Source organism: Flavivirga amylovorans (assembly GCF_030540875.1).
Taxonomy (GTDB): domain Bacteria; phylum Bacteroidota; class Bacteroidia; order Flavobacteriales; family Flavobacteriaceae; genus Flavivirga; species Flavivirga amylovorans.
In genome coordinates this window covers 408,827-434,301 of the sequence record NZ_JAUOEM010000002.1, presented here as the reverse complement: position 1 = coordinate 434,301, position 25,475 = coordinate 408,827, and the positions used below count along the sequence as shown (strand labels likewise).

25 protein-coding genes, 1 tRNA gene and 1 pseudogene are annotated in these 25,475 nt (G+C 31.8%); 4 read left to right on the top strand and 23 right to left on the bottom strand.

The window, feature by feature from the left end:
• Positions 1-17 precede the first annotated feature (17 nt).
• The 16 genes from Q4Q39_RS07120 to Q4Q39_RS07045 form a co-directional block, all read right to left on the bottom strand.
• The gene (locus tag Q4Q39_RS07120) at positions 18-401 is read right to left on the bottom strand and encodes a VOC family protein (protein WP_303281711.1); all 384 of its coding nucleotides are present in this window, start codon (positions 399-401) and stop codon (positions 18-20) included.
• The gene (locus Q4Q39_RS07115) at positions 398-862 is read right to left on the bottom strand and encodes a DUF1801 domain-containing protein (RefSeq protein ID WP_303281710.1); all 465 of its coding nucleotides are present in this window, start codon (positions 860-862) and stop codon (positions 398-400) included. Before Q4Q39_RS07115 ends, Q4Q39_RS07120 begins: the two co-directional genes overlap by 4 nt.
• Positions 863-866: 4 nt before the next feature.
• A complete protein-coding gene (locus tag Q4Q39_RS07110) occupies positions 867-1,376 on the bottom strand; it encodes a DUF4199 domain-containing protein (RefSeq protein WP_303281709.1) in 510 nt (169 codons plus the stop codon).
• A gap of 15 nt (positions 1,377-1,391) precedes the next feature.
• Positions 1,392-1,763 carry a VOC family protein gene (locus tag Q4Q39_RS07105; protein ID WP_303281708.1) on the bottom strand — a complete coding sequence of 124 codons (372 nt, stop codon included), beginning with the start codon at positions 1,761-1,763 and terminating at the stop codon, positions 1,392-1,394.
• Between the two features lie 103 nt (positions 1,764-1,866).
• Positions 1,867-2,277 carry a response regulator transcription factor gene (locus Q4Q39_RS07100; protein ID WP_303281707.1) on the bottom strand — a complete coding sequence of 137 codons (411 nt, stop codon included), beginning with the start codon at positions 2,275-2,277 and terminating at the stop codon, positions 1,867-1,869.
• A gap of 206 nt (positions 2,278-2,483) precedes the next feature.
• Complete coding sequence (locus tag Q4Q39_RS07095; protein ID WP_303281706.1) at positions 2,484-3,440, bottom strand: 2-hydroxyacid dehydrogenase; 957 nt, start codon at positions 3,438-3,440, stop codon at positions 2,484-2,486.
• Positions 3,441-3,529: 89 nt separating this feature from the next.
• Positions 3,530-3,895, bottom strand: a complete 366-nt coding sequence (locus tag Q4Q39_RS07090) for a cupin domain-containing protein (protein WP_303281705.1) — start codon at positions 3,893-3,895, stop codon at positions 3,530-3,532.
• Positions 3,896-4,104: 209 nt separating this feature from the next.
• Positions 4,105-5,481: a magnesium transporter gene (mgtE, locus tag Q4Q39_RS07085; RefSeq protein ID WP_303281704.1), complete on the bottom strand. Its 1,377-nt coding sequence runs from the start codon at positions 5,479-5,481 to the stop codon at positions 4,105-4,107.
• 21 nt (positions 5,482-5,502) lie between these two features.
• Entirely contained in the window at positions 5,503-6,297 is a 795-nt protein-coding gene (gene rsmA / locus Q4Q39_RS07080) for a 16S rRNA (adenine(1518)-N(6)/adenine(1519)-N(6))-dimethyltransferase RsmA (RefSeq protein ID WP_303281703.1), read from the bottom strand.
• A gap of 188 nt (positions 6,298-6,485) precedes the next feature.
• Positions 6,486-6,809 (bottom strand): DUF4286 family protein, encoded by a 324-nt coding sequence (locus Q4Q39_RS07075; protein WP_303281702.1) that lies wholly within the window; start codon positions 6,807-6,809, stop codon positions 6,486-6,488.
• Positions 6,810-6,855: 46 nt separating this feature from the next.
• Entirely contained in the window at positions 6,856-7,368 is a 513-nt protein-coding gene (locus tag Q4Q39_RS07070; RefSeq protein ID WP_303281701.1) for a GNAT family N-acetyltransferase, read from the bottom strand.
• Positions 7,369-7,371: 3 nt separating this feature from the next.
• Positions 7,372-9,105, bottom strand: a complete 1,734-nt coding sequence (locus tag Q4Q39_RS07065; protein WP_303281699.1) for a tetratricopeptide repeat protein — start codon at positions 9,103-9,105, stop codon at positions 7,372-7,374.
• Between the two features lie 329 nt (positions 9,106-9,434).
• A complete protein-coding gene (locus tag Q4Q39_RS07060; protein WP_303281698.1) occupies positions 9,435-9,557 on the bottom strand; it encodes a hypothetical protein in 123 nt (40 codons plus the stop codon).
• A 143-nt stretch (positions 9,558-9,700) separates the two neighbouring features.
• Positions 9,701-10,972, bottom strand: a complete 1,272-nt coding sequence (serS, locus tag Q4Q39_RS07055; protein ID WP_303281697.1) for a serine--tRNA ligase — start codon at positions 10,970-10,972, stop codon at positions 9,701-9,703.
• Positions 10,973-11,016: 44 nt separating this feature from the next.
• Positions 11,017-12,333, bottom strand: a complete 1,317-nt coding sequence (locus Q4Q39_RS07050) for an HTTM domain-containing protein (protein WP_303281696.1) — start codon at positions 12,331-12,333, stop codon at positions 11,017-11,019.
• Positions 12,326-13,261, bottom strand: coding sequence for a bifunctional riboflavin kinase/FAD synthetase (locus tag Q4Q39_RS07045; protein WP_303281695.1), 936 nt, complete (start codon positions 13,259-13,261; stop codon positions 12,326-12,328). Before Q4Q39_RS07045 ends, Q4Q39_RS07050 begins: the two co-directional genes overlap by 8 nt.
• 83 nt (positions 13,262-13,344) lie before the next feature.
• Between Q4Q39_RS07045 and Q4Q39_RS07040 the strand changes: the two genes are divergently transcribed.
• Positions 13,345-16,839, top strand: a complete 3,495-nt coding sequence (locus tag Q4Q39_RS07040) for a zinc-dependent metalloprotease (RefSeq protein ID WP_303281694.1) — start codon at positions 13,345-13,347, stop codon at positions 16,837-16,839.
• Between the two features lie 163 nt (positions 16,840-17,002).
• On the opposite strand, the gene pth is transcribed toward Q4Q39_RS07040, so the two are convergent.
• From pth to Q4Q39_RS07025, 3 genes are all read right to left on the bottom strand, one after another.
• Positions 17,003-17,629, bottom strand: coding sequence for an aminoacyl-tRNA hydrolase (gene pth, locus Q4Q39_RS07035; RefSeq protein ID WP_303281692.1), 627 nt, complete (start codon positions 17,627-17,629; stop codon positions 17,003-17,005).
• A gap of 79 nt (positions 17,630-17,708) precedes the next feature.
• Entirely contained in the window at positions 17,709-18,353 is a 645-nt protein-coding gene (locus Q4Q39_RS07030; protein ID WP_303281691.1) for a 50S ribosomal protein L25/general stress protein Ctc, read from the bottom strand.
• Between the two features lie 65 nt (positions 18,354-18,418).
• Positions 18,419-19,360 carry a ribose-phosphate pyrophosphokinase gene (locus Q4Q39_RS07025; RefSeq protein WP_303281690.1) on the bottom strand — a complete coding sequence of 314 codons (942 nt, stop codon included), beginning with the start codon at positions 19,358-19,360 and terminating at the stop codon, positions 18,419-18,421.
• A 145-nt stretch (positions 19,361-19,505) separates the two neighbouring features.
• On the opposite strand from Q4Q39_RS07025, the gene Q4Q39_RS07020 reads away from it, so the two are divergent.
• Positions 19,506-19,587: transfer RNA gene (locus tag Q4Q39_RS07020), tRNA-Leu, on the top strand.
• A 736-nt stretch (positions 19,588-20,323) separates the two neighbouring features.
• On the opposite strand, the pseudogene Q4Q39_RS20605 reads toward Q4Q39_RS07020, so the two are convergent.
• From Q4Q39_RS20605 to Q4Q39_RS07010, 3 genes and pseudogenes are all read right to left on the bottom strand, one after another.
• A pseudogene (locus Q4Q39_RS20605) lies at positions 20,324-21,094 on the bottom strand (recombinase family protein); the annotation flags it as partial.
• 4 nt (positions 21,095-21,098) lie between these two features.
• Positions 21,099-21,251 (bottom strand): hypothetical protein, encoded by a 153-nt coding sequence (locus Q4Q39_RS07015; protein ID WP_303281689.1) that lies wholly within the window; start codon positions 21,249-21,251, stop codon positions 21,099-21,101.
• A 68-nt stretch (positions 21,252-21,319) separates the two neighbouring features.
• On the bottom strand, positions 21,320-22,234 hold the full coding sequence (locus Q4Q39_RS07010) for a hypothetical protein (protein WP_303281688.1): 915 nt from the start codon (positions 22,232-22,234) through the stop codon (positions 21,320-21,322).
• A 166-nt stretch (positions 22,235-22,400) separates the two neighbouring features.
• On the opposite strand from Q4Q39_RS07010, the gene Q4Q39_RS07005 reads away from it, so the two are divergent.
• Together Q4Q39_RS07005 and Q4Q39_RS07000 are read left to right on the top strand one after the other, a co-directional pair.
• Positions 22,401-22,691, top strand: coding sequence for a hypothetical protein (locus tag Q4Q39_RS07005; RefSeq protein ID WP_303281687.1), 291 nt, complete (start codon positions 22,401-22,403; stop codon positions 22,689-22,691).
• Between the two features lie 360 nt (positions 22,692-23,051).
• Positions 23,052-23,675, top strand: a complete 624-nt coding sequence (locus Q4Q39_RS07000; protein WP_303281686.1) for a JAB domain-containing protein — start codon at positions 23,052-23,054, stop codon at positions 23,673-23,675.
• 169 nt (positions 23,676-23,844) lie between these two features.
• Here Q4Q39_RS07000 and Q4Q39_RS06995 read toward each other — a convergent pair whose 3' ends face one another.
• Positions 23,845-25,314, bottom strand: coding sequence for a hypothetical protein (locus Q4Q39_RS06995; protein ID WP_303281685.1), 1,470 nt, complete (start codon positions 25,312-25,314; stop codon positions 23,845-23,847).
• Between the last annotated feature and the right edge of the window lie 161 nt (positions 25,315-25,475).

Below are 25,475 nucleotides of genomic sequence, written 5' to 3'. Positions count from 1 at the left end.
AAAGTCTTAGGGCTAAATTACAAAAATGCTGAATCGATTGGTTCCCAAAGCTCTATTTTGTTTCCTTCAGGATCAACAATCCAACCAAATTTTCCATATTCGTACGTTTCAACTTTTCCAACAATAGTAACACCTTCTTCTTTTAATATTTTTAACAATTCCAATAAATTTTCTACTCTAAAATTCATCATAAATTGTTTCTCACTTGGTTCAAAATAAGATGTATCTTCTTTAAAAGGCGACCACTGAGTCGTTCCTCCTTCTATATCGTCTTGCCATTTAAATGTCCAACCATAACTATCTACCGGAATTCCTAAATGTTTACCATACCATGCTTTTAGTTTATCGGGATCTTTTGATTTAAAGAAAAAACCACCTAAACCTGTAACACGTTTTTTCATTTTTTTCTGTTTTTTATAGCTGTTTCATAAATATTAATCCATTCGTCTGCTTCAATTTTACCAGCAAGTTCTCCAATGAGTTCAAAAGGAATATCATTCATTTTTTTAAAACGAATACAACTTTTTCCCATATCCAATTTATACTTGCATTGCTTGGCATATTCTGAAGTAAACCAATCCATTAATTCTTTTTTTGAATACAGCGCCATACTATAAACGGCTATAAAATTCTTTTGAGAAGCCAGATTCATAAACGGTAATGGTAATTTTGGATCGCAGTGATACCCCTCGGGATATACTGAATGTGGGATAACATATCCTAGCATACCATAATTCATTTGTTCTTCAATACCTTTTGGTAAATTATCTAAAATTTGTTGCCTTAATTTATTAATGGGCTCTTTTCTGTCTTCTGGTAATTCATCTAAGTACTGTTGTGGTGAAGTCGCTTTTGATTGCATAATATTAGCTTTTACGTTGTAAAATTAAGGATGAGAATAAGGATATAATGACTCCAATTGCAAATACAGTTGTGAACATAATTGACCAAGTAAATATTGGATTTTCAAATAATTTCATTTGTTCATTTAATGCTTCTTTTTCTACTTCAAATTCACTTGCCGATAAGGTGTTTTTCATACCTTCTAAGGCATATTCTGTATATTCAACAACAAAGTCAGGATTTATCATGGTAACATAAACAACATCCAAAAGACCTATAACTATCCCGGAAATTGCAGAAATCACTAATCCGATAAGCAATGCTTTTTTAAATGATATCACACCATTATTTATTTGATCTCTAAAATGTTTTATTCCAAAGAATACAAAAGATAACGAGGCCAAAATAGACGCGTAACCAAAAATTTCTAAGGTTTTAAAACCAACATTCCAATTGAAAAAATGACTACCAATAAATAAAAGCACCCCAACCAAAGCGGCGTAACTACCAAATTTTTTAATTGTACTTAGCATAATTTCTATATTATATTAAACATGTTGATCTATTAAAATGGCATTCCCATCGGGATCCATAACAACAAAGCTTGCTGGCCCTGTAGTATTTTCGTCTGCTTCACTTTCAAATTTGATGCCTTTACTTTTTAAGTGTTTTTGAATATCTCGAACATCTGTATAAGCATCTAATGTCTTTGCACTTTCATCCCATCCGGGATTGAAGGTTAAAATATTATTCTCAAACATGCCTTGAAAAAGCCCTATTAAGGCATTTCCGTTTTTCATAATGAGATAGTTTCTTTCTAAATCGCCAGCAAAAACCTCAAATCCAAGGTTCTCATAAAATAGTTTAGAAGCGTTAATATCTTTAACGCTTAGACTTACCGAAAATGCCCCTAATGTCATATTGTTTATTTTAAAATTATTGATTACTGGTATAAAACTACTAGCTATTACTAAAATCGGCCTCATACTAAAGTACCAAACATCTCATACTTTAGTCCTAAAGCTATAAAATCTTATGGTCTTTTGCAATTTGAACGGCTTGTGTTCGTCTTTTTGCATTAAGTTTTACTAATAAGTTAGAAACGTGTGTTTTGATGGTGCTTTCTGATAAGAATAATTTTTCGGCAATTTCTTTATTGGATAATCCTTTTGAGATTGCTTGTAGCACTTCATATTCGCGAGATGTAATTTCTAGTGCTTTAATTTTTTTATGATTAATGTCCTTAGAAATGTTTTGTGGTTTATGAAGACTTTTTTTGTTAATATAAATACCAACAATAAAAAACACAATGGCAATAATCGTAATAACAAACTCCATTGAGGTTCCTCCCAGAATTAAAGAATATTTACTAATCCTGAAAATAATATAAAGGGAAACAATTAAAAGTGTAAAAACTAAAATAGTTTTTTTCATATGCTAAATTTAACGAGTTAGACCAATAGTTTTTGATAGCTTTTATTCAGACTGAAGTCAGGTTGAGCGCAGTCGAAACCTATTAAATTTATAGATTTTAATGACCTTTCGACTGTGCTCAAGGTGACATATAAGTATTCATTAAATACAACTAATTCAATATGAGTAATTCAATATGAGTAATTTTTAAATCTAACTCGTTAAATTTAGCAAAAATTCGCTTTAATTTTATCTACGATGGTTTGTGCTAATTTCTCCTTACTCTCTATCGTCCAGCCAGCTACATGCGGTGATAAAATAACGTTTTTCGAATTAATTAAATACTTAAAAGCTTCTGGCATTTCAACTGCATTAGGGGTCATATCCTTTTTAAATAGATTTTCGAACGACGCTTTTTCATATTCTAAAACATCAAGCCCAGCTCCTAATATTTTACCAGCTTTTAAAGCTGAAACCAAATCTTTGGTCACTACGCTTTTGCCTCGTGCTGTGTTTATTAACCAAAACGGTTTTTTAAATTGATTGATAAATGTATTATCAATCATATTTAAAGTTAAAGGTGTTTCTGGAGTATGCAAGCTCACTACATCTACATTTTCTTGAAACGTTGTTAACGATACTTGTTTTGCATTAACGTCTCCTACATCCTCTTTAATGTCGTAGCAAAGCACCTCAACATCAAAACCACATAACTTTTTAGAAAAAGCTTTCCCCATATTTCCGTAACCAATAATTCCCACAGTTTTTCCGTCAAGCTCTATCCCTCGGTTATCTTCACGTAACCATACTCCTTGCCTAACTTCTAAATCTGCTTTATTGAGTTTATTAAATAGTGATAATAGCATACCCAATGCATGTTCTCCCACTGCATTTCTATTTCCTTCGGGAGCCGAAATTAAAGTTATTCCTTTTTTTTCGGCATAGTCGCAATCTATATTTTCCAACCCTGCTCCTACTCTACCTATAAATTTAAGGTTTGTCGCTGCATTTAAAAATTGTTTATCGATAACAAAACGGCTTCGCAAAACAATACCATCATAATTTTTAATTTTTGCTTCTATGGCTTCTTTTGATGATGTGTAATCTTCATGATTGGTAAAACCTAGATCATTAAGTTGATTGATCATTAATTCATGATTGGTGTCTAAGTGAAGTATTTTCATAATAATTACCTATAAAAAGTAAGTGTTTAATTGATTATCATTAAGAAGTAAAACTATGAGATGCTGAAACAAGTTCAGCATGACAAAAGTCAAATTTTCGGATAATGGGTTTGTGTTTTTTCATGTTTTATATGTCCTGTATGTAAGGTTGATAACTTTTCAAAGAGTAACACATGTACTTCTTCGTCATTTTTTGTACATGGATTATGCTCAACACCTTTAGGTACTACAATAATTTCGCCTTCGTTCACAATTTCTGTTCTGTCTCGAAATTGCATATATAAAGTTCCTTTTACAACTTGAAATAATTCATCTTCATCATCGTGACTATGCCATACAAATTCACCTTTAAGTTTGGCTAAAATAACTTGCATATTGTCTACCACAGCAATTTGATGTGGATGCCAATTTTTATTAAATTTTGAAAATTTATTTTTGATATTTATTGCTCGCATATTGTAAAATTAAATCTCAAAGGCATACATAATGGAAGGTATCATATTTGATTAAATTCATGATCTTTATCTTTTTTTGTAGGTAAATATAACAAATGTCTAAAAATTACAGATTAATGATGTGATTTCTCTCTGTGTTCAAAATGGTTATACCAATTTAATTTACCAATAATTAAATATTAATATTCTTGAGAGGTAAATTGGGAATTTTAACTGTAGAAACTTATTATTAATTCTGCTATCCAAAAATAAAGAAGAATCCCTAAAATATCATTGCTGGTTGTTATAAACGGCCCTGTTGCTATAGCGGGATCGACACCACGTTTGTTTAAAAATAAGGGTACAAAAGTCCCTATTAAACCTGCTACAATAATGACAACTACTAATGACACTGATATTGCTAAAGCTTTGTCTAATTCTCCTTTATAAAACCAAACAAATAAAAATAAAAAAACGGCTAGTATCACACCATTTAGTGCAGCTAAAAGCATTTCTTTTATTAGCCTGCTATTAACACTACCTCTTACATCATCATTCGCTAGACCTTGTACAATAATAGCACTAGATTGTACACCTACGTTACCCGCCATTGCGGCTATTAAAGGTGTAAAAAAGAAAAGGATCGCTTTTTCTTTAAATGATTCCTGGAAGCCTTCCATTATTAAAAAAGCGCCTACGCCACCAACTAAGCCCAAAACCAACCATGGTAATCGAGCTCTGGTAAGTTCCCAAATACTATCATCGGCTTCTACATCTTGTGTAATACCAGCTGCTAACTGATAATCTTTATCGGCCTCCTCTTTTAAAACATCTACGATATCATCAATGGTTATTCTTCCTAATAAAATCTGATTTTCGTCAACCACTGGAATGGCTTCTAAATCGTATTTAGCCATGATCTTAGCAACATCTTCAACATCTTCATTGACTCCAACATAATCTACATTTGATATGTATATGTCTGCAATTTTTTTTTCGTTTTTAGCAACAATAAGATCTTTTAAGGACAGGCGCCCTACAAGTTTATCTTCCTTATCGACCACATAAATAGAATGTACTCTGGTTACCTCTTTAGCTTGTCCTCTAATACGTCGTAGACAGCCAGCAACCGTCCAGGTCTCATAAACTTTAACAAGCTCTTTTGCCATGAGTCCACCAGCAGTATCCTCATCATAAGTAAGAAGTTCTGTGATTTCTGCCTTGTGTTCTTCATCTTCAATTTTCGAAATGACTTCTTGCTGTCGTTCTTCTGGTAATTCTGAAATAATATCTGCTGCATCATCGGTATCTAACTCTTCAATTTCTTCAGCAATTTCTTTTGCCGATAAGTTTTTTAATACCTTTTCTCGATTGTCTTCATCTAATTCTGTTAAGACATCTGAAGTCGTTTCAGAATCTAGAAGTTTTATAACATATACTGCTTCTTCTAAATTTAATTCATCTAAAATTTCGGCAATATCTGCGTAGTGAAACTCATTTAAAAGCGTTTGTAGTTCTTTGTCGTTTTGTTCTTCGACCAATAACTCTACTCGCTCAATGAGCTCATTGGTAAGTTGAAATTGTATGTTTTCTTTTTCTTCTAACAAAAAAGGAAAATTTAAAAGATTCTATACGTCCTTTTCGATTAATTGCGTAAGTTCGATAAATTCTTGAACACTTAATTGTTCTGGACGTTTGCCAAATATAACATTTGCTTTTAAATTATCGGATAAATTGAATGTTTTTAAACTGTTACGAAGTGTTTTTCTGCGTTGTTGAAATGCCATTTTTACGACTCTAAAAAATAATGTATCGTCACAGGGTAAGGTATAATCCTTTTTTCTAATGAGTCTTAATACACCAGATTCTACTTTTGGCGGTGGATTAAAAACATCTGATGGTACCGTAAACAAATATTCGGCATCGTAATACGCCTGTGCTAAAACCGATAGAATTCCATAAACTTTACTGCCTTCTTTAGAACAAATGCGCTGTGCTACTTCTTTTTGAAACATCCCAGAAAATTCGGGGATTTGATCACGCATTTCTAAAGTTTTAAAAACTATTTGTGTTGAAATATTATATGGAAAGTTACCTATAATAGCGAATGGTTCCTGATTAAAAACAGTGTTTAAATCGTACTTTAAGAAATCTTTTTCTATGATTCTCGGAGCCAGATTTAAGTAATTGGCTTTTAAATATTCTACCGACTCTGTATCAATTTCTATCACATAAGTTGTGATATCTTTTTTTAGTAAATACTTTGTTAACACACCCATTCCTGGACCAATCTCTAAAATATTTTTATAGGCTTTTAAATTAAGTGTATCTGCAATTTTTTGTGCAATAGATTCATCATTTAAAAAATGTTGTCCTAAATATTTTTTTGCTTTTACTTGATGTTGGTTTGGATTGCGCGCCACGAATTACGGATATTTTGAATACAAAAGTAAGTTATATAAATGGATTCTTATTTTTAACCTTAGTATCTTTAAATACTTTTATTACGTTTAAAGAAATCTTCATATATATTAAGGAAGAGAAACTTTTTTAATTATATTATTCTTCTCATTTCCTTTTATAAGGTTCCTGCCTTTGCAGGAATTACAGACTATTTAAAGTTTACTGTATATTCATCAATAATTTCTAGTTCTGTCCTAAAAGCTAGCATCTTATCTGCAAATTTTTTCATGCCATCTGCTCGTAATTTTTCGGCATCTTCTCTATAATACGCATCTAGGGCTTCTCGTGAATACGATCGATACTGAATGGAATATGTAACTCCTCCCATATCTTCTTCTACTAAAACTCTACTTAAGGTTGCTTTTTCAAATTTCCCTGTAGCTAACACTTGGGGAATGTGTTCTTTTATCCATGTTAACCATTCTTTATGAATGGATTCCTCTATGTTTGCGGTTACGTTGTATATAATCATTTTAGTCTGTTTATGGATTCTTACCTTGTCAGGAATGACATGTTACTTATAATTTTTTTGCAAATAACAGGAGTTCTTCGTCATCTTCAAAAGGTTTTATTCTTTTTTCACAAGCAAAGCCTAATTTTTCTAATAACTTAATGGAGTTTTTATTATATGGCACCGTTATCGCGATAAGCTTATCTAACTTAAACGTTTGTTTTGCTAATGTCATCATTTCTTTTGAGGACTCAGAACCAAAACCTCTGCCTTCATATTCAGGAAGAAAAGCAAATCCAAGATCTACGTCTTCCAGCTCCCTCCGTTTGGCAAGTCCACAGGTTCCTATAGATTTATTTTTTTCTTCTTTTAACTCAAGTTTATAAAATCCAAAATTGAAATCATGATAACTTTTAATCGTCTTGTTTGTAAGATACTTTTCTGCATCTTCAATACTTTTTAGATTTTTATCACCAATATATTTAAGCGCATTAGGAGTATTTGCTAGTTCTAAAAAGAATGGTGCGTCTTCTATTGTAAATTCTGAAATAATTAAACGCTCAGTTTCTGCTATTATCATATCCTAATTAATAGCATCACCCCGAAGTGCTCTATAATGCTTTCTAGCATCTACAAAATAAATACTATCGGCATGATCAAAGATTATTAACTCATACAACGTTTTTGCTTTTTCGGGCAAGTTCAATTGTTTTTCATAAATCTTAGCTAATTTAAAATAAGCATCATCGATTAAAATACCGTCTCTATAATTCGCAATAATTGCCTCGTAATTGGCTTCTGCTTTCTCATATTCCTTTTTAGCTTCAAATAATTGAGCTTGCTTATATAATGTCTGAGCTATGATGGGTTCGGTTTTATGTTCGTTTAAAATCTTATTTAATAATGATATAGATTCTTCGTCTCTATTTTGAAAAGCCAACAAATCTGCTTTGGAATACAGCTTTAAAGCAGTATGTAGGGAATCTTCATATTTATTATCAGAAATAAGGAGTTTTAAATCTAACGCATCATTAGCAATAAGCTGGGAGGTTGATGCTTTTAAGATTTTGAGTTGTGATTCTGCCCACTTAAAATCGCCTTTATAATAACTCGCTTTTGCTACTTTGTAACGTGCTTCTTGAGAAATGGTACTGTTTTTTAAATTACGCTGAATTTGTGTATAATAAATTAAAGCTTTGTTAAACTTTTCTTGTAATACCAAAATATCTCCTAGCTCTAATTTCACCTCTGCCTTCTGTAATTTAGTTAACGGTAATTTTAATGCCTTTTCTAAAAACGTGGTTGCTTCTTTGGTTTCGTTCATGTAAAACGCTAAAAAATGAGCGTAAGCTATTTGTAGTTTTAAGGTTTGCGAAAATGTTCCAAATTCCTTAAAAAGGTCTAAGTATTTGGTATTGATAACAGTATAGTTGTCTTTTAAACTTTCTTTCGTTTCTAATTGAAGTAAATTATAATGTGCTTTTAGTTTAGTATTTGAATCTTGTGCCGTTTCAATTATGTATGTTAAAATTTCTTTAGCAACTTCATTTTCGTTTTCATTAGAAGCTATGGATGCTAATTCTTCTATTCTATTTAGATTATCTGGCTGTCTATTAAAAATTGCCTTTTCTTGAATGAATGCTTTATTAAAGTCTTTTTGCTGAATGAATAACCAACTTAACAATTCATTCCAAAGTAAATTAGGTTCTTGCTGATTTTTTTTAAGTAAAACTTTTCTAAATATAATATTGTTTTCACTTGCACTGTTCTCACTTATAAAATCACTAATTGCTCTTTTAATATTATTTAAACTAACAGGGTTAGCTTCTGCAAAATGAATATAACTATTAAACATTTTTTCTATGTTTCCTTGCTCTCCATATATTTTAGCCAATTGTAGGTTAAAATTAAAATCTGGATTTAGCAGCATCGCTTTTTCATACGATATAACGGCCTCATTTAAAAGCGCATGACTCTGAAAACTCCTAGCTACAGAAAACACATGACTCGCTCTAACATCTATAGTTGCTATAGCTTTATTATAATTAATTGTGGCGTTTTCGAAATCATTTTTAAGCTGATAGTTATAACCTAATTCTACTAAAAATGCAGGATAATTAATTCTTTCCATTAATTTTAAAAGAAATGTTTCCACTTCATCATATTGCTCTAATTGCTGGTGTGTAAGAACAACTTGATTGATATAATTAATGTTGGAGGGCGACTTAGCATATAATTTTTTATACTCATACAATGCCTTTTCAAAGTCTCCTTTTTTAAAATATTCTTTCGCAAGAATATCATTTTGAGAAAACATTGTTGTGCTTATTAATATGAATAAAATATGAATATATCTCATATTGTAAATATAAGAAATGTAGAATGTAGATGTTGTAATATTCATGAATTTTTGAAATCATATAAAAATCTCAAAAGTGAAAAAGATCCCGCTCTATAGTGGCATTAGTTCAACTTACTATTTTGAATACGTTCTAAAAACTTTTCAAAACAGCGTTTCGTTAAAAAAAATGCCCGAATAAAATTCGGGCACTAACCAACCAAAATAAATGTTCCATTAACTACCGTTAATATTAAAAACGATGTAATAAATGATTGGGGACAGTTTTTATAAATGAAATAAAATCTCTATTTATTCACGACTGCTGTAACTTCATTTTCAGATTTAGAAATTTCGAAATCTGAGAATAAAACTTTGCTTGCAAAAAAGATTAATGTAATTAATATTACTATGCGTTTTAAGTTCTTCATGGTTAGGTAGGTTTGATCTAGCTAACATCTAAAATATATACCTTAACACAAAAAGAATTACAGCTTAATCGTTAAACAGCATGACAAAAGCGCATTTCATCGATTTTACCATTAATAATCTTACAAATTATAATCTTTTACTTTTAATTAATAATATTGAAACCTGTGTAAGCTTGAAGTACTTCTGGTATTACAATGCCATCTTTGGTTTGGTAATTTTCTAAAATTCCAGCAAGCACTCTAGGTAGTGCTAATGAGCTTCCGTTTAGCGTGTGTGCTAATTCATTTTTACCATCACTATTTTTAAAGCGTAACTTTAATCGATTCGCTTGAAAAGTCTCAAAATTAGATATTGAGGAGATTTCTAACCATCTGTCCTGTGCTGTAGAAAACACTTCGAAATCGTAAGTTAGTGCCGATGTAAACCCTAAATCGCCTCCACAAAGTCTTAAAATTCTATACGGTAGTTTTAATTCTTGAAGAATCGTTTTTACATGATTTACCATATTATCTAAAGCATCGTAAGATTTGCTAGGATGTTCTACTCGTAATATTTCAACTTTATCGAATTGATGTAATCTATTCAAGCCTCTTACGTGTGCACCATAGCTTCCTGCTTCTCGACGAAAACATGGTGTATAACCAGTAATGCCAATAGGCAATTCGCTTTCATTTAAAACCACATTTCTAAAAATATTGGTTCCAGGCACCTCTGCTGTTGGTATTAAATACAAATTATCTTCTGTGACGTGATACATTTGGCCTTCTTTATCTGGCAACTGACCTGTACCAAAACCGGACGCTTCATTTACTAGATGTGGTAATTGATATTCTGTATAACCTGCTGCTGTATTTTTATCTAAAAAATAAGCAATTAACGCGCGTTGTAGTCTGGCTCCTTTTCCCTTAAAAACGGGGAAACCAGCGCCTGTAATTTTATTGCCAAGTTCAAAATCTATAATATCGTATTTCTTTGCAAGTTCCCAATGCGGTAATGCACCTTCATGTAAAACAGGAATTTCTCCCTCTTTAAAAACCTCTTGATTATCCTCATCTGTATTCCCTGGAGGTACGATCTCATTTGGTACATTAGGAATTTTATACAACAATTCATTTAACGCATCAGACTTAGTATTAAGCGATTCAGCAAGCTCTTTTGAAGCATCTCTTAATTGTGTCGCTTTCTCTTTTAAAAGAGTTGCTTTTTGAGCTTCTCCAGATTTAAATAAGTTCCCTATTTCTTTAGACAATGAATTAGACTCTGCTAATGTGTTATCTAATTCTGTTTGAATTCGTCTTCTATCTTCATCAAAGGAAATAACATCGTTTATCATTTGAGTAGCATCAATACTTCTTTTTGCTAGTCGTTCAATTACTAATTCTTTGTTTTCTCTAATAAAAGGGACTTGTAACATGTCTTGAAAATTTAAGCGACAAATTTAGGGAATTGCTAAGATATTTAATCGTCTTTTGAAGGTAAAATCCATTCGTTGTGTTTAAACGTATTCCATTCAACACTTGACAAATCTACTTCTGGGTTTATTAATGTTTTATATGGTTTTCCATTAACGCTTATTTTACAATCTACATAAACAGCTACTTCTTGATTATTATCTTCAAACTTTTGTTTTAAATGTTGTGCAAATTGCCAAATCACATCTGGTTTTGTGCTTGCAGTACGCCTTTGTTTTGGGCTTAAATAATCAGTCAAATTAATGTTAAGACTTTTACCTGATTCTTTGTTTTCAACTCTGTAACTTGTTCTACCACTTTTCGATCTTAACATCATACGCCACGAAAGTCTATGCCCTTCTTCTGTCCAAAGTACATCGTCTTCAATAAAATGATGGCGTAGAGGCAATCCTATTTGAATTAAAAAATAAACAGAGAAAATAGCTAATAAAGGTGTTTTTAACTTTGGAATTACAATATCATCTGAATTATAAAATAGTTTCTTTTTTAAAAATAATTTTTGAATCGTTTCAGCTTCAAAAAAGAACAGAGAAAATGCTAATGATAAATACGGAAAAATACCTATTTGAAATACAAATGAATTGAATAAATGAAAGAAGATAGATGCCATAAAAGCATATTTTCTTGTTGGTTTAAATAATAATAAAGGAACAATTAAACCATCGAACACAATACCTCCATAAGCTAACATGTAATGCAGCCATTTTTGTTGAAGCAGGTCTCCTATTAAAATATAATTCTGCTTACCTTTCATAAGCATTTCCATAACACTGAGGTCTAACCAATCTGGATATAGTTTCGCAATAGATGCATAGCTATAAACAATAAAAAGCTGAAATATAATAACCAAACGACACCAACGTGGCATTGAAAAACTTTTTAATTTAGGGTTCAGTTTTACATCTATTGAAGCATATTTATGAGCAGGGAGGAATACCATAATACTACTTAAAAGCATCAATAAATAATAGTGGTTATTATAGGATGATTTCTGCATTAAATAAGTTGCAGACCACATGAAAGTAAAACATAAAGCACTCAATCTATATTTATAACCTACCATAATGAGCAATCCAAATATGCCCATGACTGCATAGTAATAATACATCCCATTTCCCGGAAGAGGTTGCAACCACTCAAACCCAATAAAAGAAAAAGTGAATTCTGGTTCTACCAGTGTTTTTTTTATCCAACCAGTAAAAATAGCTCCTACAGATTCTAAAAAACAAAGCAATCCAAAAATAATTCGAAAAACTACTAATGAGGAATTATCAATATTTTTAAACAACCATTTATTAAGCATGATATGTAGCTATATAAGTAAGTGCAGTCTCTTTGTCCTTTTTTAATTGCCCTTTTAAAGCTTCAACAGATTCAAATTTTTCTTCATCTCGAATACGGTTTAACAATTCAATTTGAACATTTTTGTCATAAATATCATTATTAAAATTAAAAAAATGAACTTCAATTGTTTCTTTTTCACCATTAACCGTTGGGTTTAAGCCAATATTCATCATACCATAAATTGTAGTATTATCTATTACAGCTTTTACAATATAAGATCCGTGTTTTGGTATTAATTTATAATCTTCTTCTACTTTAATATTAGCTGTTGGGAAATTTAATTGCCTGCCCAACCCCTTTCCTCTTGTTACTGTCCCTGTTATTGTAAAATGATACCCTAAATAAGAATTGGCTTTTATAATATCGCCTTCTTTTAAAGCCTTTCTTATTTTAGTAGAACTAACGGCGACATCATTTATATCTTGCACTGATATTTCTTCAACTTCAAACCCATAAGTTTCACCAAACGTTTTTAAATCATTGATATCGGCATTTCTATTTCTTCCAAACCTATGATCGTAGCCTATAATTACTTTTTTTGCATTTAGTTTATCTACCAAAATTTGTTTCACAAAATCTTCAGCAGAAAGTCGTGAAAATTCTTTAGTAAATTCTTTAACAATTAGATAGTCTAAGCCTAACTCACCTAAAATACTTCGACGTTCGTTAATCGTATTAATTAATTTTATATTAAAATCCTTCTGCAAAACCATTCGCGGATGTGGGAAAAAAGTCAGAATTACCGATTTTAACCTGTCTGTTTTTCCACTGGAAATTAACCGCTTAACTATTTTTTGATGCCCAATATGAACCCCATCAAAAGTACCAATTGTAACGACTGTAGCTTCTACAGCTTTATAAGTTTCTATATGTTTTATCTTACCCATTTAATAAGTTAAATTGTTAATTTCACCTAAAAAAGTTAGATTTGTTAACAGATCGCTTAATAAAAACGCCCTAAATATTTTTTATGAAAACAAAACTACATTATGTTTTTTCAATAACAATGCTTTTGTTTGCATTTTCAGCTATTGGTCAAAATTCTTCGTGGAAACAGGTTGAAAATCTAAAAGATTCTGAAAAATTATCTAAATTTCATTTAAATAAAGATAAAGTTCATTTGTTTGAAATTGACATGGTGTCTTTCAAAAAAAGTACGGTTTCAACAACCTTAAGAAGTTCTAAAAACAAAAAAGAAACGATTATTACTGTGCCTGGAATTAACGGCCAAATAGAACGTTTTAAAATTTATGAAGCTCCTGTTTTTTCTCCTGAACTCGCTTCTAAATACCCAAACATCAAATCATATGTAGGTATTAGTACAGATAATTCTGGAACACGTTTACGAATGAGCATGTCTCCCCAGGGGGTGCAGACCATGATTTCTTATGTTAACAAACCCACTGTGTTTATGCAACCCTTAAGCAAGGGTTCTAGTAAATATGTTGTCTATGATAAAGGTTCTAAAAGTAATTTCGCTGACAAATTTGAATGCAAAACTCTAGATAAACTAAATAAATCATTCAATAAGACGAATAATACTTCAAAAGTTAATGAAGGTGGTGCCAACAATCAAACATTACAAAAATTCAGAATTGCAATTTCTACAACATCAGAATACACTGCTTATCACGATGATGGCAATGCTGGTAATGGCGATGCTATTGCGGATGCACTCCAAGCAATAAACGCAACTTTAAGTAGAGTTAATGAAGTCTTTGAGACAGATATGGCCGTAACCTTTGAGCTTGTCAACGCTACGCAATTAATATATACTAATGCCGCTACAGACCCATATTCTGACGCCTCTGTTGGAACAAGTAGTAGTGGCCTCGACGGGTGGAGTCTCCAATTACAAAATACACTAACCGCAGAACTTGGTAATGCTGCTTACGATATTGGACATCTCTTTGGAGCTACTGGCGGTGGTGGAAATGCTGGGTGTATTGGATGTGTTTGTAGGAATGACAATGCTGGAAATTCCTCAGATATAAACAAAGGTAGTGCATATACATCACCATCAAGTGGTGGGCCAGAAGGCGACTCTTTTGACGTTGATTTTGTAGCTCATGAAATTGGCCACCAAATGGGAGCTAATCACACCTGGGCTTTTGAGAGCGAAGGAACAGGTGTTAATTCTGAACCTGGGAGTGGATCAACTATAATGGGGTATGCTGGTATTGAAGGGGCCAATAATGTAGAATTAAATGGTGACGATTATTTTCATTATCATAGTATTAAACAAATATTAGACAATTTGAGTACTAAAAGTTGCCAGACAACAGAAGCCATCTCAAATAATCCACCAAGTGCAGATGCCGGAAACGATTACAACATTCCTAAAGGAACCGCTTATGTTTTAAAAGGTGCTGCTACCGATTTGGACAGTGGAGATAACCTAACATATTGCTGGGAACAAATCGACAATGGTATTAGTAATTTCCAAAACTTTGGGCCAACATTAGTTTCTGCTCCAACTAATAGATCGCTTCCTCCTACAAATTCCCCAGACAGATATATTCCCAGATTCAGTAGTGTCATTGCTGGTAACACTATACAAGCTAATCCTACATTAGGTAGCGATTGGGAAACGGTTTCTACTGTAGCAAGATCCTTAAATTGGGCACTAACTGTTAGAGATAGATCACCAACTTCTTTTGCCGGCGGGCAGAGTAGTTACGATACCATGCAAATTACTGTTGAAGATGTCACTCCTTTTACTATTACCAATCCTGTATCTTGGACTCAAGGGTCTATACAAACCATTGAATGGGAGGTTGGGCAAACAACCAATGCTACAATAAATTGTCAAAATGTAAACATAAAACTATCAACCGATGGAGGCGTTACATTCCCTACAACTATAGCATCAAACACACCAAATGACGGTTCTTTTGACTATACTGTACCTGCTATGTCCGACACCTCTACAGCACGACTATTAATTGAAGCCGTAGACAATATTTTTTATGACGTTTCTAACTTTGATTTTTCTATTTCTTCTACTCCTAGTTTTTTTATAGTTGAAGAAACTTTGACCCCGATTGATTGCGCTGCTACTACAGCAGTATTTCATTTTGAATATGTAACAGCAAATGGCTTTTCAGAAAACACCGTTTTTAGTGTTTCTGGAAATCCAGGAGGTTCTACAGTCACTTTCTCCCCAACTAATTTGAGTGCTTCAGGAACAGTCACCATGACTATTAGTGATTTAGATGGTGTTGCACAAGCTGATTATCCTTTAATACTTACAGGAACTTCAACATCTATCACAAAAAATAAAAATATTACATTTTCTTTTTTCAACGGGGTTTGTAATTCGGTTGCAAACACTGATTATCCAACAAGTACAACACGAGTTCAATTCAATACTATTAATAATGCCTCGGGAAAGCCTTCTGGCTATTCAGATTACACCTCTATAATTACAAATTTAGATAGAAATGCCTCGTATGATTTAACTGTAAATGTTAATACGGATGGTGATTACACTACCGCCACTATAGTTTGGATAGATTGGAATCAAAATTGTAGTTTTGATGATGTTGGTGAAATGTATAATTTAGGAGATGCTACTAATGTTACTAATGGAGCAACAAGCAATTCGCCATTTTCAATTATGGTTCCTATGAATGCTATTCCTGGAAATACAACTATGAGAATAACAACAAAGTATAAAGACGATGGGCTACCGACTTCTTGTGAAAATGGTTTTGATGGTGAAGTTGAAGATTACACAATCAATATCCTACCAACAGGTTTTGAATATGATACTTCGATAACTTCGGTTCAATTCAATACTATTAATCAAACTTCTGAAAAACCTTCTGACTATTCCGATTACTCATCTGTTATTACAGAAGTAAATAGAGATAATGTATACGATTTAACTGTAAATGTTAATACTGAAGGAAATTTTACTACAGCAACAAAAGCATGGATTGACTGGAATCAAAATTCTAGTTTTAATGATCCTGGTGAAGAATATGATTTAGGTGATGCTATCAATGTTTCAAATGAAGCTACTAATAATTCACCGCTTTCTATTAATATTCCTACTAATGCTATTTTAGGAAATACTATTATGAGAATTGCCACAAGATATATAGGAAACTCTGGAGATCAGTTACCAATTCCTACGGAAAATGGCTTTGATGGTGAAGTTGAAGATTACTCCATTAGAATAATACCAACTTTAGCTATTGAAGAATCTGGTTTTGAAAACTTAATAGTGTATCCAAACCACAACAACGGAAAATTCAATATTAAATTAAACGGCACTTTATCAAGAGAGATTTCTATCGAAGTTTTTAATGTTAGAGGCGAGTTTATTTATAAAAATGTCCTTGAAAGCACTGGAGACGTTAATGAACGTATAGATTTAAACAATGTACAATCAGGCATGTATTTTTTAAAGGTGAGTGATGGTCTTCGAGAACGTATCAAAAAGGTCATTGTTAAATAAATAGAAAGAGGCTTTCTAAAAAGGTAAATAAAAATTGAATGTCCGGTTGAGCGCAGTCGAAACCTTCATACTTAATGAGACGTTTTAATTCTCGACTTAGCCTGTCTTGAGGGCAGACGAAAGGCTCGAACAGACAAAAATTGGACTTTTAGACACCCTCTTTTTATTTACCATTAAATGTATTCATAGCAATATTCATTCCTGCTAGAGCAAAGGTTTTTATAAGTTCAACCGACTTGTCTAAACGCTCCTTGAGTTTATCTGATTCCTCTTCAGTCCATTCTCCTAAAACATAATCAACTTGCCTCCCTTTATTAAAAGCATCACTAATTCCAAATCTATAACGATTGTATTTAGTTGTATTTAATTTATCTTGAGTATCCTTTAATCCGTTATGTCCTCCGTCACTTCCCTTAGCTTTTAATCGAATACTTCCGAAAGGCAGATTTAAATCATCCGTAATAACTAATAAATTTTCTAAAGGAATCTTTTCTTTCGTTAACCAATATAGAATAGCTTTGCCACTTAAATTCATATAAGTATTGGGCTTTAAAAAAATAAATGTCCTTCCTTTTAATTTGTATGTAGTAATATCTCCTAGCTTTTGAGTTTCGAATGTTAAAGCTTCTTTACTAGCAAAATAATCTAATATTTTAAAGCCTATATTGTGGCGTGTGTTTGTATATTTTTCTCCAATATTTCCCAAGCCAACTATTAAATACTTCTTCATTATATCTTGTTCTTCTTTTTCCTTTTTTCTTTTAAATAGTTTGAATAAAAATCGATACATTCTTATTATGTTTCTGTAAAAATAAAAAAGCATCCTGAATAATCAGGATGCTTTTAATATTTAAGTTAAGAATATATCTCTATTCTTGAGTCGCTGGTGCTTCTGCTCCTTCTGCTGCTGGTGCTTCTGCTCCTTCAGCTACTCCTTCTTCTTCTTCATCTTCCTCGTCTTCAACGGCAACTCTAGAAGTCTTAATTTGACATACTACAGTGTTGTCTGTGTGTAAAAATGTATACTTGTCATTTAATAAATCCCCTACAGCAACTTTATCGCCGATTTTTAAAGGGGTAATATCTACTTCAATAAAATCTGGTAAGTTTACTGGAAGTGCTTTAATACGTAGTTTTCTGTTGTTTCTTCTTAAAACACCACCATTTTTAACACCTTTTGAGTTTCCTACTAATTGTACCGGAATATTTAAAGCTATTTCTTTATCTTCAAATAATTGATAAAAGTCTACATGTAAAATTCTATCTGTAACCGGATGAAATTGAATGTCTTGAAGTACTGCATTTAAAGTTTCTCCATTGTCTAGAGCAATCACAACTGTATGCGCATTTGGTGTGTATACAAGTTTAGAGAATGCTAATTCTGCTGCTGCGAAATGAACTGGCTTATCTCCTCCGTATAATACGCAAGGAACCTGACCAGCATTACGTAAGGCTTTTGTCGCTTTTTTGCCCACGCTTTCTCTTTGAGATCCGTTGATTGTAATTGATTTCATTTTCTATTTATATATTAATAATTATTCTTATCTAACACTCCATCCCTTTTGGAGGGTGGAAAGGATTACATTACAAATTTTGAACTGATAGATTGGTTGTTATGAACTTTCTCCATAACCTCTGCAAACAAGTCTGCACAACTTAAAACTTTTATTTTATCGCTCTTTTGCGATAAAGGTATAGAATCTGTTACTATAAGTTCTTCTAATTTTGAGTTTTCTAAATTCTCATAAGCTTTTCCTGATAATATTGGATGCGTACAAATTGCTCTAACACTTAAAGCTCCTCGTTCCATCATTAAATCTGCCGCCTTGGTTAATGTCCCAGCAGTATCTACCATATCATCAACTAATACAACATTTTTGCCAGTAACGTCACCAATTAATTCCATATGCGAAATTATATTAGCCTTGGCTCGCTGCTTGTAACAAATAACCACATCACTTGTCAATGCTTTAGAATAAGCATAAGCTCTTTTAGAACCTCCCATATCTGGAGACGCAATGGTTAAATTATCTAAGTTCAAACTTTTTAAATAAGGTAGAAAAATAGTAGATGCAAATAAATGATCTACTGGTCTTTCAAAAAAACCTTGTATTTGATCGGCATGCAAATCCATTGTAATAATACGAGTTGCTCCTGCTGCTTCTAACATTTTAGCAACTAATTTTGCTGCAATTGGTACACGAGGTTTATCCTTTCTATCCTGTCTTGCCCATCCAAAATACGGTAATACTGCAGTAATGTGCCTTGCTGAAGCACGCTTAGCGGCATCGATCATCAACAACATTTCCATTAAGTTTTCAGGACCTGGATTTGTAGAACCAATAATAAAAATTCTAGTCCCACGAATAGATTCTTCATATGATGGCTGAAATTCTCCATCACTATAAGTGGAAGTAATTACATTACCTAAATCTGCACCAAACGCCTTAGCTATTTTTTCTCCAAGAACTTTACTTTGTGTGCATGCAAAAATTTTAGCTTCGGTCTTTACAATTGGCATAGTTAACTTGTTGTTTTGCAGCACTAATACAGTGCCTTATTTTAAACGAGGTGCAAATTTATACATTTATTTTAACCTAAAAAGTATATTGAGTAATATTTTTATGTTTAATATCGAAAAAATATATACTTTTGCTGTCCTAAATGCTCAAGTGGCGGAATTGGTAGACGCGCTGGATTCAAAATCCAGTTCCTTCGGGAGTGTGGGTTCGATTCCCACCTTGAGTACTTCATGGGACAAATCAGAATTATTTGATTTGTCCCTTTTTTTATTTCCTTTCAATCCCTTATTAATACTAGCAATTTTTAAAAGTATAGGATTGATGTCTTCGGTTCGAACCTTATGATTCACAAATTGGAATTTTTCGGGAAAGATTGAACCCAAGAGTTTTCTTTTATGCTCTATGTCACTATTAATAAACTGGTTATCGAAATTTTGAAGTTTCTCTAAGCCATTTTTATAAATAGATAAAACCTTGTTTGACTCTTTCAAATTGTCCTGTTTTTCTCGGAGTTGGTTCAGTTTCTTAGAATAGCGTTCTTTGGCGTTTCGATATTCTGTACTATCAAATTCACCATCAAGATAAAGATCCTGTAACTTGGCAAGCTTTTGCTCTAATGAATCTATTTCTTGATAATGTTTTGGACTGAGTTTTTTTGATTTAGTTTGCTCCTTAAATCGCCTTTCAATCATTTTAAATAACAGCTTTCGAGCATTTACATTCAATGTAATTCCTCCAAGAAAATTATTAAACCAATTTTCAATATCCTCAGTTCGATATCTGGTATTACATGGTTTAGCGCAATGATAGTAAGAGTAGTATTGATTTCTACCTTTTGAACTACTAGCTTTAAGGGGTTTGTGACAACTCGGACATAAAACGAAATCTTTCAAAGGAAACTTTGCATTCACTTTTTTATGGGCGACTTTATATTGCTTTTTACCTCCATCAATATAATATTGAACCTTATCAAAGATGGTTTTAGAAATCAAAGATTCATGAATACCTTTAATAATTTGTTTAGGTTCATCTTTAAAAGCTTTTAAATGAATATCCCCATGATATATAGGGTTTCTGATGATGCGTCCAAATGCAGATTTACTGGTCTTGAACCCCTTGCCTTTTAGTTTTTGGAGTACTTCTTTCTGAGAATACAAGCCAGCGCTTAGTAGTTCAAAACCTTCTTTAATAAATCTGGCATCATTATTAGGAATTAATATGGGTTTGTTTTGATTATCTCGACCCATATCGTACCCTTTAGGTGGTGAAACAACATAACGCCCTTCCTTAAAAGCACGTCGCATTCCAGCTATGACATTTAAGGAACGTCGATGGTTTTCAACTTCTGGCATCGATAAGTACACCGCTAGCATCAAACCCTGTTCAGGAATTGATAAGTCTAAAGGTTGTTCAATGGCATTGACAATGATTCCAAATTCGTTAAAGTCTTTAATCTTATTATAGGATTCGGTTGTATTCCTTGAAAAACGATCCCATTTAGTAAATAAGAGTTGATCAATCTTAGATTTATTAGTTTTTACATATTGAACTAGCCTTTTGAATTCAGGCCTATTAAATGTTTTGGCTGAATGATCGTCTTTAAAAATCATCAGTACATTCATATTATTAAGATTACAATAATTCAATAATTTCTGTTCCTGATCTCTTAGGGAAAACCCTTTGTCTGCTTGTTCATCTGTAGATACTCTAACATATAGTATTACATTTTTCATGGTCTTATTTATTTTGAATTATGTTATTGAAAAGTACATCTGTAAATATTTCCAATAACTGTATAATCTCATTTACTTCATTATCTGAATATGGGCTTGGGTTTTGATTATTTAAAATGTTTTTAGCCTTTGCAAACCAATTTGATTTCTGGTCCATCTTTGTTAGGGATAAAACCAGGCTGTGTTTTCAGGGACTGATTATGTGCTACATTTATTTTCATGATGTTATTTTTTAATTAAGGTTATTTTGTAATTGTCTTGAGATCTAATATCAATAAGAAGCTTTGCGTCTTTTGCTATTTTATTCTCTAGAATATATTGGGCTAGTTGTTCTCTGCTTTTATGTTGTTCTGTAATAATTATGGGTTTTATATCATTATTCTCAAAAGCAATTTCGACAATTTTTGGTCTTTTAAAAACGACAATATCTCTTATTTGTCTCTCTACGTTAGATAAGTAGTTTAAATCTTTTTTCTTTCTATTATCAAAATCTACAGAAAGCACTTTGGCTATTATTGGCGTTAATGGTAAACTAATCATCGGTTTCTGAAGATAAACACTTGCCAAATCAATAATTAAGCTATTATCTCCATAACGGAAATCATAGTCGTTGGTTTCAGGAACGCAAAGCATCGCATAAGGGAGACTAGTTCTTTCAATAGCCGACTTTATCATATCAGTAAATGGATTTATAATAGTCCTAAAATGATGCTCCATTAAAAGCTCGTCTTCTATATGGTTTTTTAGTTTTATAATCTCTTCTTTGAGCAAACCATTAGGGTTTTTATCGATATGATATTTGAATACTTTATCGGCATGCTTTTTTTCTCTGGGATCCTGCCATACTTTTTTAGCTAATTCTTTTAGTGTTTCTGAAGAAACTTTAAACTGAAAAAGCTCCTTTACTATTGAAACCCAAACGGCCTGCGCAAGATTTAAACGAATCCATTTTGTTTTGGTTTTTTCTACATCAGTTTTAGATTCAATAGTGTCTGTAGTTTGCTGTTTTTGAACAAAAGGAACAATAGCTTCATCAATCCAATAATTAATTTGTCTGGAAGTTACATCGAGTTGTGCTGGGCTAATATCTCGCTGGTCATAAACAATATCGCCTAATTCTAGTATTTCTGTTGCTTTCATAAGGTTAAATTAATGCAACTAATATACTATAAATTTTTAAATAATGAACAAAACACATATATTTGATTTAATTATGCGACATAATTACATATATTTTAAAAAATAATAATCAAATATACCTTAAGTAAACCAAAGGTTTACCTAAAGTATACATAATGTCAATCCAATGAAAGATATAAATTCACGAACAATGACGGTTTCCTTAAAAGTAACTGCATTTGAAAAAATGAGGTATAATAAAATAGCTTCATCAAATAATGTTTCACTCTCAAAATGGGCAGCAAGTATATTAAGCACCTATCAAAATGCTTACGGGGAATTAAAAATAAATTCATATCGAGAGGAGGAACTTCAAAATGAAATTGATTCGCTTAAGAAGGAAATCAATTTGCTTAAAGCTCTTAATAACTTTTTAAAGACTCAGGTTGATTCTCAAAAAAATGGAATAAGATTTTAAATTAATTACCCATAAACACAATTCCAGATTATTGTTTTTTACAATAAAATTTATTTTTAAATACAATTTTATCTTTGAAAAATATTCTTCAATAATCTTTTCCCTTTAATATCTTCTTCTGCTCTTTTGATTGTTTGGAATAGTACTCTTCTATTTTAGCATGTCATTCTTCAGATAATTCAAGAGAACCATTTAGTTACTTGTATAACCTTTTTTGAAGTCTTAAATAATAAGATTGTAAAGTATTAGAAGTAAATGATTGCATATTGTGATTAAAAAAACAAGTACACAATGTATAAAACGTTAAGCACAAGCCAAAAAACACATCTTCGATTTTGAAAAAAGTCTTACATTTACGTTATGGACATAAAACTGACAGAAGAAGAAAAAATTAAAATCCTGAATTCCGATGACATATACGGAATTATGCAAAAGATTTTACTTCGAGAAAACAAAATTGACCAAAACAGGGAACACTTTTGGGTTATTGGCCTAGAAAACAATAATCGAATTCTTTTTATCGAACTCATTAGTTTAGGAACTGTAAATAAAACATTTGCAGAGCCTATGGAAGTCTTCAGCTTTGCGTTACAAAAGAGAGCTGTAAAAATAATTCTATGCCATAACCATCCTAGTGGGGAGTTAAAACCTTCTGAGGCTGACAAAGATGTTTCGGACAAATTAATTCAAGTAGGGATAATTGTTAATACTGAAGTAATTGATCATTTGATTATTTCAACTAAAAGCTATTTGAGTTTTTCAGACACAGGTCTTCTAGGCGAATTAAAAAAAAGCACAAAATATGTTCCTAAATATGTGTTGGAAAAGAGGATCAAGAAAGAGGCTACTGAAATTGCAAAACGGAATGAAAAAATTGAGATTGCAAAAGAACTGAAAAGAAAAGGAATTGACGAACAAACAATTTCTGAATCAACTGGGCTATCACTGGAGGAAGTTGAAAAATTACGGGTGAAAAAAAAGTAAAAAACTAGCGACTAACATGACGAAAATAATTACTGCTTTTAGCCTAAACGGGGCGTTGTAATTTCGTTACTACAAACTGAAATCAAACTTGGCATCGGAACGAATAAATTAGAACTTTTACAGTAAAGAAAACAAACAATTTATTGAAGCTAAAAAGTATTAATTACTCTTATTTTATTCTATGTTCTTTAAGTAATTTATCAAAAGCTTCTCCTCCCCAATCTTGAGTAAGTTTTGGGTTTATAGATTTAGCTTCAATTATTTTTTGGTTAATATCTTTGCGTCCATATTTAATTAAGGCTTTTGTTGCAGCTAAATAAATATGAGCATTCCATTCTTTATGAAGAATATCTAGTAATGGCTGAATAAACATTTGACGCCTTAACTCTGCTGCTTTATTTGCATATAAAGGGAAATTGTGTACATTAGACTTTTTGATATTATCATGAATTAATTGATAGCCGAACTCTTTCTCTTTTTGAAGAATTAAATCAAGCATAATTTCAGAAAGACTCAGTGAAGATTCAAATTCATCATATCCATAATCTAGGATAGATATATTATTGGGTTCTTTTAGTGTCTCTTTGGTCAAAACAAATGCTCTTTCAGAATCTATATTGTTTAAATAGTTATAGATGTTAGGTGAAATTCTTTTTTCTTCTTTCCAAAGCTTCCAGAGTAATTCGTCATAATAAGTAGATTTGAACTCATTTAAAGCGGCAAAAACAAAGTTTAAATGATACTTTCTTATGCTTTTGTGTTCAACTTGTGTAAATGGAACTTCTAAAAGAATTCTTGTTTTTTCATTTTTATAACTGGCAATAGCTCTGTATAATTGTGACCATTCATTACTAAAATGAGAATTATCTAACGTCTTTTTTAAGTTTACTTCTAGTAATGGTAAAAATTTAGGATGTGGAAAATGGCTAATGGCTTTATAGGTATGAAAAAAACCATTTTCATCTGAATCATAATCAACTTTATTATTTAAAATTAACTCGACATCTTCTTCTTTATTATATTTAGCAAGTTTTACTAACGCACTTTGATCCTTATCTTCAATGAAAAGGTTCTTAATTTTCTTATAGTGAGAATTAGTTGTTTCTATTCTTTCAATTGCCCTAGATTTAGCTTGTAAGTTGTTCTTTTTATAGATAAGAATACTATCTAATTCCTTGAACTCCTTTTCGCTTAATTTAGCCGAATTAAGATCCACATGATGTGGAGTAGCTATACTTATAAAAAAGTCGCCTACTTTTTCTTGACTTCCTGTGCACCCAAATTGGGTGCTAACAAGCTCATCATCATTTAAATGATCTAATATAATAGGAAAAAGTTTAGCAGTATTATCATAGGATAATGCCCAAAAAGCATAACATCTAACAACAGCATTTTTATGGCTTGTCAATAGTATCAACTCCTTCTTATTTGCTGTTTTTCTTAATTGAGAGAAATTATCATATTGTTTAGGTCTGATTCCGCCATAGTAAACTGCCGAACCCATTAACTCATTAACTTTTTCGATCTTTTTTACAATTCGCTGAGTAGATTTACTGATTTTTGAATCTACATTTGGTTCTTGGCATGCCACTAATAGTGGAAGGAATAAAACAAATAAGAATGCTGATATGCTTTTCATAATGAAGGGTAAATAATTGCTTCTTTTTTATACACAAAAACTGTACCTATTAGATTACTAACTAACTTTAGTATGTTTTAAAATAATACGTTAAGAGTGATGGGCTTCAATTTTATATTCTCGGTTTGAATAATGTTTTATTTTGAAAAATTATAAACTCA

What these genes read in the sequence shown, in the direction of transcription:
- Q4Q39_RS07000 (WP_303281686.1), top strand. Translation starts at nt 23,052, where the DNA reads ATGGACATAAAACTGACAGAAGAAGAAAAAATTAAAATCCTGAATTCC.
- pth (WP_303281692.1), bottom strand. Translation starts at nt 17,629, where the DNA reads ATGTATCGATTTTTATTCAAACTATTTAAAAGAAAAAAGGAAAAAGAA.
- Q4Q39_RS07115 (WP_303281710.1), bottom strand. Translation starts at nt 862, where the DNA reads ATGCAATCAAAAGCGACTTCACCACAACAGTACTTAGATGAATTACCA.
- Q4Q39_RS06995 (WP_303281685.1), bottom strand. Translation starts at nt 25,314, where the DNA reads ATGAAAAGCATATCAGCATTCTTATTTGTTTTATTCCTTCCACTATTA.
- Q4Q39_RS07065 (WP_303281699.1), bottom strand. Translation starts at nt 9,105, where the DNA reads ATGTTTTCTCAAAATGATATTCTTGCGAAAGAATATTTTAAAAAAGGA.
- Q4Q39_RS07030 (WP_303281691.1), bottom strand. Translation starts at nt 18,353, where the DNA reads ATGAAATCAATTACAATCAACGGATCTCAAAGAGAAAGCGTGGGCAAA.
- Q4Q39_RS07045 (WP_303281695.1), bottom strand. Translation starts at nt 13,261, where the DNA reads ATGGGTAAGATAAAACATATAGAAACTTATAAAGCTGTAGAAGCTACA.
- Q4Q39_RS07060 (WP_303281698.1), bottom strand. Translation starts at nt 9,557, where the DNA reads ATGAAGAACTTAAAACGCATAGTAATATTAATTACATTAATCTTTTTT.
- Q4Q39_RS07095 (WP_303281706.1), bottom strand. Translation starts at nt 3,440, where the DNA reads ATGAAAATACTTCACTTAGACACCAATCATGAATTAATGATCAATCAA.
- Q4Q39_RS07120 (WP_303281711.1), bottom strand. Translation starts at nt 401, where the DNA reads ATGAAAAAACGTGTTACAGGTTTAGGTGGTTTTTTCTTTAAATCAAAA.
- serS (WP_303281697.1), bottom strand. Translation starts at nt 10,972, where the DNA reads ATGTTACAAGTCCCTTTTATTAGAGAAAACAAAGAATTAGTAATTGAA.
- Q4Q39_RS07025 (WP_303281690.1), bottom strand. Translation starts at nt 19,360, where the DNA reads ATGCCAATTGTAAAGACCGAAGCTAAAATTTTTGCATGCACACAAAGT.
- Q4Q39_RS07040 (WP_303281694.1), top strand. Translation starts at nt 13,345, where the DNA reads ATGAAAACAAAACTACATTATGTTTTTTCAATAACAATGCTTTTGTTT.
- Q4Q39_RS07005 (WP_303281687.1), top strand. Translation starts at nt 22,401, where the DNA reads ATGAAAGATATAAATTCACGAACAATGACGGTTTCCTTAAAAGTAACT.
- Q4Q39_RS07090 (WP_303281705.1), bottom strand. Translation starts at nt 3,895, where the DNA reads ATGCGAGCAATAAATATCAAAAATAAATTTTCAAAATTTAATAAAAAT.
- Q4Q39_RS07075 (WP_303281702.1), bottom strand. Translation starts at nt 6,809, where the DNA reads ATGATTATATACAACGTAACCGCAAACATAGAGGAATCCATTCATAAA.
- Q4Q39_RS07070 (WP_303281701.1), bottom strand. Translation starts at nt 7,368, where the DNA reads ATGATAATAGCAGAAACTGAGCGTTTAATTATTTCAGAATTTACAATA.
- Q4Q39_RS07105 (WP_303281708.1), bottom strand. Translation starts at nt 1,763, where the DNA reads ATGACATTAGGGGCATTTTCGGTAAGTCTAAGCGTTAAAGATATTAAC.
- Q4Q39_RS07100 (WP_303281707.1), bottom strand. Translation starts at nt 2,277, where the DNA reads ATGAAAAAAACTATTTTAGTTTTTACACTTTTAATTGTTTCCCTTTAT.
- Q4Q39_RS07110 (WP_303281709.1), bottom strand. Translation starts at nt 1,376, where the DNA reads ATGCTAAGTACAATTAAAAAATTTGGTAGTTACGCCGCTTTGGTTGGG.
- Q4Q39_RS07015 (WP_303281689.1), bottom strand. Translation starts at nt 21,251, where the DNA reads ATGGACCAGAAATCAAATTGGTTTGCAAAGGCTAAAAACATTTTAAAT.
- Q4Q39_RS07050 (WP_303281696.1), bottom strand. Translation starts at nt 12,333, where the DNA reads ATGCTTAATAAATGGTTGTTTAAAAATATTGATAATTCCTCATTAGTA.
- Q4Q39_RS07010 (WP_303281688.1), bottom strand. Translation starts at nt 22,234, where the DNA reads ATGAAAGCAACAGAAATACTAGAATTAGGCGATATTGTTTATGACCAG.